We start from the raw sequence: 14103 nt of genomic DNA on the forward strand, positions 1-14103 counted from the left end.
ACCTAGCCCCAACGCTCAACAAAGTCAGCAACGTTATGCTGTGGTACGGGTTTGTGGCGACCCCCTAAGGTGCCCAGATAGATAAACGCGACGACTTCATCATCTTCATCCAGGCTCAGCCCTTTGCGAACCACAGGGTCGAAAGCATATTTCCCGCTGCGCCACATAGCGCCTAAGCCTAGCGCGTGGGCGGCTAGCAGTATGCCGTGGGCGGCGCACCCAGCGGAGATCACCTGCTCCATTTTGGGTACTTTTTCGAGTTCGGGCGTGACCTTGGCGATTACGGCGATAATCATCGGCGCTCGCAGCGGTTTTTTGCGCGCTGAGTTGAGCGTTTCGTCGTCGGCGCTGGGATCCTCCTGAAACTCCGCCTCGGCAAATAGCTCGCCTAACCGTTCACGCCCTTCCCCGCTGAACTCGATAAAGCGCCAGGGACGCAGCTCTTTATGGTCGGGCGCTCGTAGCGCGGCCTGATAAATGGCGCTGAGTTGTTCGCCGCTGGGTGCTGGCTCCATCAGCTTGCCCATTGAGCTACGTTCGTGAAGCAGCGTAAGTGCGTCCATTAATGACTCCAAATCCAATCGTGTGAGGCTACTGTAGCACCGTCATTTATAACACTGTCCTTAATAACACTGTCATTTACAACATTGCCGTTTACTGCCTTGCTAGGCGCAGCGGGGCGGGCGGCGTTAGCCCGGGCGTTGCGCGCCAGGGGCTAATGTCCAACCCGCCGCGGCGCACGTAACGCGCCAGCACCAGCAACTGAGTAGGCTGTACCTGGGCCATTAAGTCGGTAAAGATATGCTCAACGCAGTGTTCGTGGAAATCCTGGTGCTGACGAAACCCAATCAGGTAGCGCAGCAGCCCTTCGCGGTCGATTTTGGGCCCTTTATAACAAATCAGCACGCTGCCCCAGTCCGGCTGGCCGGTAACGGGGCAGTTAGATTTCAGCAGGTGGGAGTAGAGCGTCTCTTCAACGACCTCATCGCCTACCGTTAAGTGGGCGCTACTAGGCGTGTAATCGCTTACTGCGATATCTAAATCGTCCAAGCATTCGCCTGGCAAGCGCTGCGCTGAAAGCTCAGGGGCATCCACATCAAACAACTCAACGCTCACCTCAGCCCCTGCCGCAACCGCGAGGTCATTGGCAAGCGTTTCCATCACTTCCTGACGAGTATAAAAACGGGTTTGGTTGAAGCTGTTGAGGTAGAGCTTCCAGGATTTAGACTCAATCAGATGGGGGGAGCTTGCAGGCAGGCGAAAGCGCGCCACGGCTACGATAGGCTTACCGCGGCTGTTCAGCCAGGAGACTTCAAAGGCGTGCCACTCATCCTCCCCCACAAACGGCAAAGCGCCCTCTTCAATCCCTAGTGGCGCCCGGTTAGCCGCGCGGGGAATCGGGTAGAGAAGCCCCGCGTTATACTGTTCAGGATAGGCGGAATCGCGCCCTAACGGCGCATGTTCTAAGGTATCAGGGCGATGTGCCATGGTATAAAAGCTCTCTTCTCAATCAAGTTGTTATGCGCTTAGCTGCGAATGCCTTTGCCTCGCTCTAGCATCGCTAGCGCAATGCTAAACAGCACAATAATAAAGGCGAAAATGGCGGCAAGCGCCCAGCCAACGGGAATATCCGACACTCCCAAGAAGCCGTAACGGAAAACATTCACCATGTACAAAATCGGATTGAGCATGGAAACGCCCTGCCAGAAGTCAGGCAGCATTGAGATTGAGTAAAACACGCCACCCAGATAGGTAAGCGGCGTGAGAATAAAGGTCGGCACGATAGAAATATCGTCGAACTTATTCGCCAGCAAGGCATTAATAAAGCCGCCAATAGAAAATAGCGCAGAGGTGAGCACAACGACCAACACCGTGAGCAGCGGATGTTCCATGGTCAGGCGGGTAAAGAACAGCGATACCACGGTCACAATCAACCCTACGCCCAGCCCACGCGCCATACCGCCTAGAATAAAGCCGGCCAAAATCACCCAGTTGGGCATCGGCGATACCATCATCTCTTCAATCGAGCGCTGGAACTTGTTTGAAAAGAAACTCGATGCCACGTTGGAGTAGCTGTTGGTAATCACCGACATCATGATCAGTCCAGGGACGATAAAGTCCATGTAACTGAAGCCGTCCATATCGCCAATCCGCGAACCAATTAGATTACCGAAGATGATGAAGTACATCGCCATGGTGATTGAGGGCGGCAGTAGCGTTTGTGGCCAAATGCGGGTGAAGCGTTTGATCTCTTTTAGCACCAGGGTCCAGAGCGCGATGAGTGTCTGGCTGAAATTCATGCGCGCACCTCTTTGGTTTCATCACTTGAGCTTGCTACGCGCTGGTCAATCGCTCCTTGGCCACTGCTTTCCACCATTGACACAAACATCTCCTCAAGACGGTTGGCGCGATTACGCATGGAAACCACCTGCACGCCCTGCTCGCTCAACGCATTGAAGACATCGTTCAAGCGCTGTCCGCGATGCACTAACAACGAAAGCTGGGTGGGTTCTAACTGGTGCAGCTCAAAGCCTTCGATTCTGGGCACTTCTACAACTGGCTCAGCCAAATCAATCAAGAAGGTCTCGGTATCAAGCTCAGCCAGCAGCTCCCGCACGCTAGTGTTCCGCACAATGTCGCCATTATTGATAATCGCCACATTACGGCACAGGCTCTCAGCCTCTTCCAGGTAGTGCGTCGTCAGGATGATGGTGGTGCCTTCGTCTTGGTTAATTCGCCGCATATACTCCCACATACTGCGCCGCAGCTCGATATCCACCCCGGCGGTTGGCTCATCCAGAATCAGCAGTTTGGGACGATGCATCAGCGCTCGAGCGATCATCAGGCGGCGCTTCATGCCACCTGACAGCATGCGCGCGCTGCCGTTGCGCTTTTCCCATAGGCCCAGATCGGTCAGCAGCTGTTTAGCGCGGGGCAAGGCCTCACGGCTAGTCATACCGTAGTAGCCCGCCTGGGCCAGTACGATATCGAGCACTTTCTCAAATTGATTGAAGTTGAACTCTTGAGGCACTACGCCTAGCTGGTACTTGGCTTTAGCGAAGTCTTTATCCACATCAATGCCGAATATGGAGACCTTGCCCGCCGTCTTTTGCACCAGCGAACAAACCACCCCCAAGGTGGTGGATTTACCGGCGCCATTGGGGCCCAACAAAGCAAAAAAATCGCCCTGCTGGACGTCGAGATCAATACCTTTGAGCGCCTGAAAACCATTGCCATACACTTTGGTAAGGCCACGGATCGACAATGCCGGTTCGGCCATGAAAATGTCCTGTCAGCAAAATGAGAAGCACGAAAAAGTGCGTTAGAAGGAGAGATATCGGGGCAATCATATGTTTTTTCAAGCCACCCACTGCCACACATAGCCTGCTATTGGCTAGCGCGCTATCGATTCAAGCGCATATGTACATTTAATGACACTTTGCCACGCTTTTGGGGCAGAAGCCCGCGAACTAATACTTTAGTATTAGCGCCGTGCTATGTAGGGAGTCGGGATAACCACCGCTTGGCATACAAGGGAATCAAGAAAACACATAAGAGAGCTAATCACATAATGAGCGCCACTGTTACTCACCACCCAAAGGCCTTAGCCAGCTTACCGCCAGTCGCTTCGCCTAAGACAAAGAAGAGCTTAGCCGCTTTACCCCTTCGTCGACAGCGGCTTATTGGAGTTGTTGTGCTCTGGTTGATCCTTGCCATCATGATTGTCGTTAACGCATGGCAAAGTCGTGCCTTACTGTATACCGAACGCGAACAACGCATGGTCACCGCCGTGGATATCGCGGTTTCGACCATGGAACATTTTGACATGCTGGCCCAGCAGGGCGATATCACGCTGGATGAAGCTAAAACCCTCGCCTTGGACACCATTCGCGATGTGCGTTTCGGGGAAGAAGATAATTATCTATTTGCGTTTAGTGGCGACCTGAAAATGCTTGCCCACCCTAAACGGGAACGAGGAGACGATCTGGCCCAGGTCACTGATCCTGAAGGCACGCGTATTTTCCAAGCCATTCTAGATAACACCCGCGGCACGGGAAGCAGTTTCACTGAGTATTACTCAAATTTTGCCAGAGGAAACGATGCGCAACCGTTGGTACGTACTTACGCCGAGGCTTACGGGCCTTGGGATATGTACATTGCCAGCGGTGTTTTTATGGGGGATGTTAACAGCGCGATCATGGGTCAGCTTATCGAAAGCGTAGTAGTGGGCATACTCGCTGGCGTGCTAGTCACCATCGCTTTCTGGAGCATGATCTCGTTAATCCTACGTCGTCTTGGCGGCGAGCCTAGCTACGCCGCAAGCGTCGTTGGCCGTATTGCTCAAGGCGATTTATCCGCAACAGTGCTGCTCAGCCAGAACGACACCAGCAGCTTATTGCACGATATCCAAGCAATGCGTGACAAGCTGCGCGAAACCATGCAGGAAATACAGACCACCAGTAGCGCCGTTGATCATAATGCCGGCGAGATCGCCTCAGGCAATCAAGAACTCTCCTCGCGCACCGAGCAACAGGMTGCAGCGCTTCAACAAACTTCTTCCAGCATGGAAGAGGTCACCGCCACAGTGCGACAAAATGCCGACAGCGTAGAACAAGCCAAAGAGCTGGTACGCAATGCCGGCGAAACGTCCCAAGCAGGCCAACAGGCGATTGGGGAAGCGGTCACCTCCATGCAGGCTATTAACGCAGAAGCCGCCAAAATCACCGAGATCGTGACTCTGATTGATGGCATTGCGTTTCAAACCAATATTTTGGCACTCAATGCTTCCGTGGAAGCCGCTCGGGCGGGCGAACATGGGCGAGGCTTTGCCGTCGTCGCTGGCGAAGTGCGCCAGCTAGCGAATCGTTCAGCCAACGCCGCTCAGGAGATCAAAACGCTGATCGACACATCGAACACACAAGTGAGCAATGGCGCTACGCTGGTCGGCACGGCGAAAGAGCGGATGCAAAAAATTGATCAGCAGATCCAGCAGGTTAATGACTTGTTTACCGACATTACCGCGGCCACCCACGAACAGACGCGGGGCATTGAACAGATCAACGTTGCGATTGCTCAATTAGATCAGGCTACCCAGGATAATGCATCCATGGTTCAGCAAACGGCAACGTCCGCCCATGACCTAACCAAGCGTTCACAGTCGCTAAACGATGTCGTCAGCCACTTCACACTCACCCACTAACCATTCAGAAACGCTTTTCTGCGCTCAAGCCTGTTGGCTTGAGCGTATTGGGTGTGGCAACTATTTAAGCGCACGAAAAAAATCGCACAAAAACAGGCGATTATTAAAAAAGCTAAAAGCTTGAATACAAAGAGAATGACGGCAGAGAGGATAACGAAGGAGTACGACTGCTTACACGGAGKGGGAAAGGAGATTCGACGTGACTGGCCTTCCAGCTCACGACCCTCGCCTTGGCAAGGCGATACTCTTCCACACCAACAAAACTGGAGCGGGAAAGGAGATTCGAACTCCCGACCCTCGCCTTGGCAAGGCGATGCTCTACCACTGAGCTATTCCCGCAACGCACACACAACTGCTTATAACGCTTGATGGCGTCCCATAGGGGGTTCGAACCCCTGTTACCGCCGTGAAAGGGCGGTGTCCTAGRCCACTAGACGAATGGGACWATATATCGAAACTGGAGCGGGAAAGGAGATTCGATCGGACTGGCGCACCAGATCCCGACCCTCGCCTTGGCAAGGCGATACTCTTTACCACACCATCAAACCTGGAGCGGGAAAGGAGATTCGAACTCCCGACCCTCGCCTTGGCAAGGCGATGCTCTACCACTGAGCTATTCCCGCTTATAAAACGCTTGCTCTTACTTAACGCTTACCTAAAGTACCGAAAGTGGCGTCCCATAGGGGGTTCGAACCCCTGTTACCGCCGTGAAAGGGCGGTGTCCTAGRCCACTAGACGAATGGGACAMTWTAAGCAATTTCTGCTTGGAGCGGGAAAGGAGATTCGACCGGGCTGGCGTTCCAGCTCCCGACCTCGCCTGACTTACCACACACCTAACACMTACTTGGAGCGGGAAAGGAGATTCGAACTCCCGACCCTCGCCTTGGCAAGGCGATGCTCTACCACTGAGCTATTCCCGCATTCCGATAACCCTGACGACCTCTTATCTTTAAAGGCTTAGCCTCAAAATAAGTGGCGTCCCATAGGGGGTTCGAACCCCTGTTACCGCCGTGAAAGGGCGGTGTCCTAGACCACTAGACGAATGGGACGTTGCATTGCCTCGTCGAGGTGGCGCGTATGTTACTCAGACCGCCTTAAGCTGTCAAGCACTCAGCCCTCATCAAGCTAACTGACCTGCTTTCAACCACCTACACGCTCAGACAATAGAGAGCGATATCAAGTGCACACCAAGAGTGCCATTTGAGATCAACAAGCTGCATAACGGTGCAAACCGTTAATTTTGTTGTGCTTACCTTGCCAACTTGCAACCTACAAAACCCTTTAAAATCTTTTATTTATAAAAAAATCGATTTTTTATGGCACACCCCTTGCTACTTCATTGTGTTCCCTTGCTGACCTACTTCCCAATTAATGAGGTGTGCTATGTCCTTATCCCGTCGCAAGTTTCTCACTACAGCCGCGGTCTCCTCCACGGCCGGCTTGGTATTAGGGGCGCCGTCAATTGCCCGTGCGCAATCCGCCGAGAGTTTTAACTGGCGTATGACCAATGCTTATCCACCCGGCTCGCCCTTTTACGTGGAAGGTCCTGGCAGCCCCACCGATGTAATCGCCAAAATTAACGCCATGTCAGGCGGTCGACTCAACATTCAACACTTCTCATCCGGCGAGCTGATTCCCGCCTTTGAAGGCTTCGAAGCCGTCCAAAGCGGCACCATCGAAATGAACGCCGCCAACAGCTACTTTTGGTCGGGCACTACCTTTGCCGCCCAGTACTTCACCACCGTGCCATTTGGCATGAGCTTTATGGGCCATATGGCGTGGCTTTACCACGGTGGCGGTTTGGAGCTTTGGCACGAAGTGTATGAACCCTACGGAATGGTGGCCTTCCCGCTGAATAACACCGGCGTACAAATGACCGGCTGGTTCCGCGAACCCATTGAGGATATTAGCCAGCTAAACGGTCTGCGCATGCGCGTTCCTGGCTTAGCGGGTCAGGTCTACTCCTCGCTTGGCGTGGATGCCCGCGTGCTGCCCGGTGGCGAAATCTTCCCGGCGCTGGAGCGCGGCGTTATCGATGCCGCCGAGTTTGTTGGCCCGTTCCAAGACCGCCGCATGGGCCTACACAACGCTGCCAAGTTCTACCACACCACTGGCTGGCATGAACCTTCTACCACTGGCGAACTGCTGATCTCGAAATCACACTGGGACAGCCTGCCTGAAGATCTGCAGATGATTGTGAAAAGCGCCTGTATGGCTGCCTGCTTGGAGAGCGTGACCTGGTCGGAAGCCGTTAATGGTGAAGCCATGACCGACCTGGTAGAAAACGAAGGCGTCACTGCCAGCATGCTGCCACAACCCGTCATTGATGCGCTGCGTGAGGCAACGATGGACACGCTTTCTACCGAAGCCGACGCCGACCCGCTGGTGCGTAAAGTGCACGATAGCTATATGGCGTTTAAAGCCAATCATGACCGCTGGGCAGGCGCCAGTGAACGCGCTTGGTTAAACGACATTATCGGAGTCTGATATGCGCGCCGTGGCATGTTTTGTCCACGGAGTTGAGGCGGTGGTTCGGCTTTTTGGCTGGATCGCCGCCTGGACCTGCGTGGTATTAGTCGGATTAGTCGCTGGTGACGTATTGATGCGCTATGCATTTAGCGTTGGCGCGGTATGGCTGCAGGAGCTGCAGTGGCACTTGATCTCACCTATCGCACTGTTTGGCATGTCGTATCTACTGCTGATGGGTGAGCAAGTTCGCGTGGACGTCTTCTACGAACGCTTCCCCGCGAGTCTGCAGCGAGTAATTGAGGTGATCGGTGGGCTATTACTGCTAGTCATGGGGCTGTATATCGCCTGGCTGACGCTGCCCTGGATCGCCCAGTCGTTCGCCCGCGGCGAGGCGTCACCCAACCCCGGTGGCCTACCTCTGCGCTGGCTACTCAAATCGCTGATTCCGTTTGGTTTTGTCCTTCTCGCGCTGCAAGGGTTGGCCCACGCGCTGCGTCAGGCGTTCGCCCTGCCCACACGAGGTGAATAACGCATGTCTCCCAATGAATGGCTAGCGATCGGCATGATCGTGGCTTTTTTCGTGTTTCTGCTGATTGGTATACCGGTAGGTATAAGCATCGCCGCTACAGCCTTCTTCTTTGGCTATATCGGCTTCGGACCGATGCTGTTTAATCTGCTGCCATCGCGTATCTACGGGGTGGTGACCAATTACACTTTTATGGCGATACCGCTGTTTGTGTTTATGGGGGTGATGCTGGAGAAGTCGAAATTGGCTGAAGAGCTGATCGATGTGATCGGCCACTTGTTTGGCGGCGTTTCAGGCGGCATGGGGGTGGCGATTATTTTAGTTGGCGTTTTGTTAGGCGCCGCGACGGGCATTGTCGGCGCCMCCATCGTCACCCTGGGCCTGCTCACCCTGCCCACACTGCTACGCCGCGGTTACCCCAAAACCCTGGCCACCGGCATGATTTGCGCCTCGGGTACCTTGGGGCAAATTATTCCGCCCAGCCTGGTGCTGATTTTACTCGCGGAAATTCTGGGTGAATCGGTCGGCACGATGTTCGCCGCGGCCATGGTGCCGGGGCTGACGCTGGCGGCGGTCTATATTATTGCCATTCTGATGATCGCCAAACTCTACCCCCACCTAATGCCGCCAATTCCGGCTGAAGAGCGTGCGGATATGGGGAGGCGCCAACTGATTCGTAAAGTCGTTACCGTAGTGGGACCGCCTGTGGGCTTGGTGTTTGCAGTATTGGGTTCGATTATTGGCGGTATTGCGGCGCCTACCGAAGCGGCCTCCATGGGCGCACTGGGGGCGTTAGTCATTGTGACTTGCTCCGGGCGGTTAACCTTTGCGCTGCTCAAAGAGGTTGCCAAAGCCACGCTGGTAATCTCGGCGATGGTGTTCTTTATTTTAATCAGCGCCCAGGTGTTTGGCCTGGCATTTCGTGGTTTAGGCGGCGAGCACTTGGTTGCCCGTATGTTTGATTGGGTGCCCGGTGGTGAGCTAGGCGCGATGCTGTTTATGCTGCTACTAATGTTTGTCTTGGGCTTCTTCCTGGAGTGGATCGAGATCAGCTATATTGCCCTACCGCTGTTTCTACCCTTCTTTGTCCAGATGGGCGTTGATATGGTGTGGCTGGGTATTTTGGTGGGGCTGGTGCTGCMAACCTCGTTTCTTACCCCTCCCTTTGGTTGGTCGCTGTTTTTCCTTAAAGGCGTGGCGCCTAAAGAAGTCTCGACACTGGATATTTACAAAGGCGCACTGCCCTTTATCGGCTTACAGTTTCTGGCCGTGGCGCTGGTGTTTATCTTTCCGAGCATTGCCACTTGGCTACCGAACGCGATTGGCTGGTAATCATAATTAAAAAGGACGCTGGATATGCTCCACACTCAACGTAGTTATGGCGGCAGTTGTGTCGCCCCTCATCACCTAGCTGCCAGCGCCGGGCGCGATGTGCTTAAACAGGGTGGTAATGCGGTAGAAGCCATGGTTGCCGCTGCCGCGGCCATTGCCGTGGTTTATCCGCATATGAACGCCTTGGGCGGCGACGGTTTCTGGTTAATTCATGAGCCGGGCAAAGCGCCGGTAGCTATCGACGCATGCGGCCCGGCGGCAGGCTTGGCCAGCGCGGATTTCTACGCCGGTGAAACGCAGATTCCCGAGCGTGGCCCTAAAGCTGCGCTTACCATGGCGGGCACCATTGGCGGCTGGCATGAAGCACTGAACGTGGCATCAACATGGGGTAAGTCACTTCCGCTTACCACCCTACTGGCCGATGCCATTCATCATGCCGAAACGGGCATTGCGGTTTCCCAAAGCCAAGAGGCGCTCACTGCCAAACACGTAGAGCGTTTATCCCAAAGCCCTGGCTTTAGCGATGCCCTTCTGCTTAACGGCCAGGTACCCCGTGAAGGCGAACGGCTGCGCCAGCCGCGTTTGGCCGCCACACTCAAGCGTTTGGCAGAAGCAGGATTAGATGACTTCTACCGCGGCGAGCTGGCCGCCAGTATGGCGCGGGATTTAGAGGCCGTCGGCAGTCCGCTGCGCCTGGCAGACTTTCACGCTTATCGCGCCCAACGGGTCACACCGCTGGAAGTAACGCTTCAGGATGCCACGCTGTATAACCTGCCTGCGCCGACCCAAGGCATGGCCTCGTTAATGATTTTAGGTATCTACGAGCGCCTAAAAGCCGCCGAGCCCAACGGTTTTGACCACCTGCATGGTTTAATTGAAGCCACCAAACGCGCCTTTATCCTGCGCGACCAAAACGTCACCGACCCCGGCCGTGTGCCAACACCGCTGCAAGATTTGCTCAGCGAAGAGAACATTGGCTTAGAAGCGGCTCAGATCGACCCGCAGCACGCCCTACCCTGGCCCCACGAACCAGCGCCAGGCGACACCATTTGGATGGGCACCGTGGATAGCGAAGGACGTTCGGTGAGCTTTATTCAGAGCATCTACTGGGAGTTTGGCAGCGGCGTGGTGTTACCGGAAAGCGGCGTGCTGTGGCAAAACCGCGGCATCAGCTTCTCGCTTAACCCCGACGACCTGCGCAGCTTAGCCCCTGGTCGCAAACCCTTCCACACGTTGAACCCGGCGCTGGCCAAATTTAACGATGGCCGCACCATGGTTTACGGCACTATGGGCGGTGAAGGCCAGCCGCAAACCCAGGCGGCCGTATTTTCACGCTATGCAATGCACGGCATGCCGCTCCAGCAGGCGATTACCGCCCCCCGCTGGTTGCTGGGTCGTACCTGGGGAGAAAGCAGCACGAACTTAAAGCTGGAAGCGCGCTTTGACGACGCGCTGATCACCGCCTTAGTCACGGCGGGCCATGATGTGGAAGTACTCCCAGAGGCATTCAGCGACACCATGGGGCATGCAGGTGGGATTGTGCACCACCCCGATGGATTAATAGAAAGCGCCCACGACCCGCGCAGTAATGGCGGGGSGGCAAGCTTATAAGAAGCAGACTGGCGGCTTTCTCAGCCTTCGCACAGGCTGAACTTGGGCAGGTGGCTAGCTGTCACTTACACAAGTGATAAGCTAGTCTGCCTAATAAGCCTCTGAATGATTGAAACCAGAGGGAAAGGAGAACCCCATGGCGAAAATAGAAAAATCCCCCGACGAATGGCAACAACAGCTAACCCCAGAGCAGTACCGTGTTGCGCGTGAAAAAGGCACGGAACGACCGTTCACCGGCGACTATCAGGTGCGCGATGCGCAGGGTATTTACCACTGTGTCTGCTGTCATGCGCCGCTGTTTGAAAACGAGCACAAGTTTGACGCTGGCTGCGGTTGGCCAAGCTTCGACCGGCCGCTGGGCACCCGCTGTGTGGAGGAGCATACCGACACCACGCACGGCATGCAGCGAACCGAGGKGGTCTGCTCCCACTGCGATGCCCACCTGGGTCATGTATTCCCCGATGGGCCTCCAGATACCACCGGTTTACGCTACTGCATTAACTCCGTGTCACTGGAATTTCACCCCGACGAGTAATCAGCGTTAAGTCCGGCGGGCTGCTATAATGGCAGCCCGCTTTTTTTGTGCTTGTAGGAGAGATTCATGCTCGGCTGGTTTCCAGGACATATGAACAAGGCCCGCCGCCAGATTGCGGAGGTGCTGCCAGAGATCGATGTCGTGATCGAGGTACTCGACGCGCGTCTGCCCTACTCCAGCGCCAACCCGATGCTGGCCGAGCTAACCCGCCATAAGCCGGTGTTGAAAATTCTCTCCCGCGCCGATCTCGCCGACCCTGAGCGAACGGCCGAGTGGGTGGCTTTTTTCGATGCCCAAGAGAATATGCGCGCCCTGGCGGTGACCACCACCAATACCCGCGAACTAAAGAAAATCCCCAAGCTATGCCATGAGCTGGCCGGTGCCGTGCGTGCTGATCGCGATGTCCGCGTAATGGTGATGGGCATACCGAATGTCGGTAAGTCCACGCTGATTAACGGCTTAGCAGGGCGAAAAATCGCCAAAACCGGCAACGAGCCTGCGGTGACCAAGCGCCAGCAAAAGGTACGTATTGATGGGCGTGTGGCGCTTACCGATACCCCTGGGGTACTGTGGCCCAAAATTGAAGACCAGGCCAGCGCCTATCGCCTCGCCGCCACCGGTGCCATTCGCGACACGGCCATTGAGTACACAGACGTGGCGATTGTGACCAGCGCGGAGCTTGCCAAACGCTACCCTGAAGCGCTCACCGAGCGCTATAAGCTCAAAGAGCTGCCGCCCTACGCGGCGCCCGATATTCCCCACGACATTGATGCGGACGGCCCCAAAAAGCCTGACTTCCTCGCTATTGCTGGCTTTGACGGCAACGCCATTTTGAAAGATATTGCTGCTCGCCGTGGCGGACTGCGCCCCGGCGGTGCCGTCGATCTGCATCGCGGCGCGGAAGTACTGCTTCACGAACTGCGCGATGGCAAGCTAGGCCGACTAACCCTTGAAACTCCGGCGGATATTCCCCCACCGCCCGAGCAAAACAACGAAGACAATCAAGACCTTTCCGACGCATAATGGTTTGGCAGCCTGTTAGCCGATGACGGCTCGTAGGCGCTTACCTTTTGGATACTTTGGGCCTCTCGCTACTTTTGGACAGACACCTCATGGATACCCCGCAGTCGCACGAATCACAACCGCTGAAGAAATCTCATAAGCTGCACAATGTCTGCTATGACATTCGTGGCCCGGTACTCGACCATGCCAAGCGCCTGGAAGAGGAAGGCCAGCGGATTCTCAAGCTCAACATCGGCAATCCTGCGCCGTTCGGCTTCGAGGCGCCGGAAGAGATTCTCCAGGATGTGATGCGTAATCTGCCCACCGCCCAGGGCTACTGCGACTCCAAGGGCCTCTACTCCGCCCGTAAAGCAATAATGCAGGAGTGCCAGCGTAAGCAGATTCCCAACGTGGGCATTGAGGATATCTTCATCGGTAACGGCGTCTCCGAGCTGATTGTGATGGCCATGCAGGCGCTGCTCAATGACGGCGATGAGGTACTGATTCCAGCGCCGGACTACCCGCTATGGACCGCGGCCGCCCACCTTTCCGGTGGCCATGCGGTGCACTACCTGTGCGACGAACAAGCCGACTGGACGCCCGACATGGCGGATATTCGCGCCAAAATCACCAGCCACACCCGGGCCATTGTACTGATCAACCCCAATAACCCAACGGGTGCGGTATATCCGCCTGCCGTGGTTAAAGAGGTATTGGCAATCGCCAAGCAGCACAATCTAGTGGTGTTCTCTGATGAGATCTACGACAAGATTTTGTATGACGGCGTTGAGCACACCGCTACCGGGGCACTGGCGGACGATGATCAGTTAGTCATCACTATGAACGGTCTCTCCAAAAGCTACCGTTGCGCCGGCTTCCGCTCAGGCTGGATGATTATTTCCGGCACCCTGGCCAAGCTAAACGCCCAGGACTATATCCAGGGGCTGAATATGCTGGCCTCTATGCGGCTGTGCGCTAACGTGCCCGCCCAGCACGCGATTCAAACCGCGCTGGGGGGCTATCAGTCGATCAATGATCTGATCCTGCCCGGCGGGCGACTGCTGGCCCAGCGCGATATTACCGTGGAGAAGCTGAACGCTATTCCCGGGGTCTCCTGCGTGAAACCCAAAGGCGCGCTCTACGCCTTTCCACGCCTCGACCCGAAAGTGTTCAACATTAAAGATGACCAGCAGATGGTGTTGGATCTGCTGCTACAGGAAAAAATATTGCTGGTGCAGGGCACCGCCTTTAACTGGCCCGAGCCGGACCATGTACGCATCGTCACGCTACCCTGGGCCGACCAGCTTGGCGATGCGCTGGACCGCTTTGCTAACTTTTTGTCCCGTTACCGTCAGTAAGTCAGGAAGATTTAACAGCCTCCATGACTTGAAACTGCCATGAACAGTACGTATCTAAGCAACTATTCCG

12 protein-coding genes and 6 tRNA genes are annotated in these 14103 nt (G+C 55.4%); 8 read left to right on the top strand and 10 right to left on the bottom strand.

From position 1 onward, the window contains the following. Positions 1–2: 2 nt before the first annotated feature. From HALO_RS16485 to HALO_RS16500, 4 genes are all read right to left on the bottom strand, one after another. The gene (locus HALO_RS16485) at positions 3–563 is read right to left on the bottom strand and encodes a nitroreductase family protein (RefSeq protein WP_035577746.1); all 561 of its coding nucleotides are present in this window, start codon (positions 561–563) and stop codon (positions 3–5) included. 91 nt (positions 564–654) lie between these two features. Next, a complete protein-coding gene (queF, locus tag HALO_RS16490) occupies positions 655–1488 on the bottom strand; it encodes an NADPH-dependent 7-cyano-7-deazaguanine reductase QueF (protein ID WP_035577743.1) in 834 nt (277 codons plus the stop codon). A 38-nt stretch (positions 1489–1526) separates the two neighbouring features. Further along, entirely contained in the window at positions 1527–2300 is a 774-nt protein-coding gene (locus HALO_RS16495; RefSeq protein WP_035577741.1) for an ABC transporter permease, read from the bottom strand. After that, the gene (locus HALO_RS16500) at positions 2297–3280 is read right to left on the bottom strand and encodes an ABC transporter ATP-binding protein (protein ID WP_035577738.1); all 984 of its coding nucleotides are present in this window, start codon (positions 3278–3280) and stop codon (positions 2297–2299) included. Before HALO_RS16500 ends, HALO_RS16495 begins: the two co-directional genes overlap by 4 nt. A gap of 414 nt (positions 3281–3694) precedes the next feature. Between HALO_RS16500 and HALO_RS16505 the strand changes: the two genes are divergently transcribed. Beyond that, a complete protein-coding gene (locus tag HALO_RS16505) occupies positions 3695–5200 on the top strand; it encodes a methyl-accepting chemotaxis protein (protein WP_231896737.1) in 1506 nt (501 codons plus the stop codon). Between the two features lie 264 nt (positions 5201–5464). On the opposite strand, the gene HALO_RS16510 is transcribed toward HALO_RS16505, so the two are convergent. The 6 genes from HALO_RS16510 to HALO_RS16535 form a co-directional block, all read right to left on the bottom strand. Continuing rightward, positions 5465–5539: transfer RNA gene (locus HALO_RS16510), tRNA-Gly, on the bottom strand. Positions 5540–5569: 30 nt separating this feature from the next. After that, positions 5570–5645 (bottom strand) — tRNA-Glu (locus HALO_RS16515). Positions 5646–5748: 103 nt separating this feature from the next. Further along, positions 5749–5823 (bottom strand) — tRNA-Gly (locus HALO_RS16520). Positions 5824–5870: 47 nt separating this feature from the next. Next, positions 5871–5946: transfer RNA gene (locus tag HALO_RS16525), tRNA-Glu, on the bottom strand. A 99-nt stretch (positions 5947–6045) separates the two neighbouring features. Continuing rightward, positions 6046–6120 (bottom strand) — tRNA-Gly (locus tag HALO_RS16530). Positions 6121–6173: 53 nt separating this feature from the next. After that, a tRNA-Glu gene (locus HALO_RS16535) sits at positions 6174–6249 on the bottom strand. A 334-nt stretch (positions 6250–6583) separates the two neighbouring features. On the opposite strand from HALO_RS16535, the gene HALO_RS16540 reads away from it, so the two are divergent. The 7 genes from HALO_RS16540 to HALO_RS16570 all read left to right on the top strand — a co-directional run bounded on the left by HALO_RS16540 (position 6584) and on the right by HALO_RS16570 (position 14033). Further along, positions 6584–7687 carry a TRAP transporter substrate-binding protein gene (locus HALO_RS16540; RefSeq protein ID WP_035577734.1) on the top strand — a complete coding sequence of 368 codons (1104 nt, stop codon included), beginning with the start codon at positions 6584–6586 and terminating at the stop codon, positions 7685–7687. A 1-nt stretch (position 7688) separates the two neighbouring features. Continuing rightward, on the top strand, positions 7689–8198 hold the full coding sequence (locus HALO_RS16545) for a TRAP transporter small permease subunit (RefSeq protein ID WP_035577732.1): 510 nt from the start codon (positions 7689–7691) through the stop codon (positions 8196–8198). A 3-nt stretch (positions 8199–8201) separates the two neighbouring features. Further along, a complete protein-coding gene (locus tag HALO_RS16550) occupies positions 8202–9527 on the top strand; it encodes a TRAP transporter large permease (protein WP_050713704.1) in 1326 nt (441 codons plus the stop codon). Positions 9528–9551: 24 nt separating this feature from the next. After that, positions 9552–11138, top strand: coding sequence for a gamma-glutamyltransferase family protein (locus HALO_RS16555; RefSeq protein ID WP_050713705.1), 1587 nt, complete (start codon positions 9552–9554; stop codon positions 11136–11138). Between the two features lie 136 nt (positions 11139–11274). Continuing rightward, complete coding sequence (gene msrB, locus HALO_RS16560) at positions 11275–11673, top strand: peptide-methionine (R)-S-oxide reductase MsrB (protein WP_050713706.1); 399 nt, start codon at positions 11275–11277, stop codon at positions 11671–11673. 66 nt (positions 11674–11739) lie between these two features. Further along, positions 11740–12696: a ribosome biogenesis GTPase YlqF gene (ylqF, locus tag HALO_RS16565; protein WP_035577722.1), complete on the top strand. Its 957-nt coding sequence runs from the start codon at positions 11740–11742 to the stop codon at positions 12694–12696. 89 nt (positions 12697–12785) lie between these two features. Continuing rightward, positions 12786–14033, top strand: coding sequence for a pyridoxal phosphate-dependent aminotransferase (locus HALO_RS16570; protein WP_035577720.1), 1248 nt, complete (start codon positions 12786–12788; stop codon positions 14031–14033). Positions 14034–14103 lie beyond the last annotated feature (70 nt).

Source organism: Halomonas sp. R57-5, assembly GCF_900070345.1.
GTDB lineage: Bacteria > Pseudomonadota > Gammaproteobacteria > Pseudomonadales > Halomonadaceae > Vreelandella > Vreelandella ventosae_B.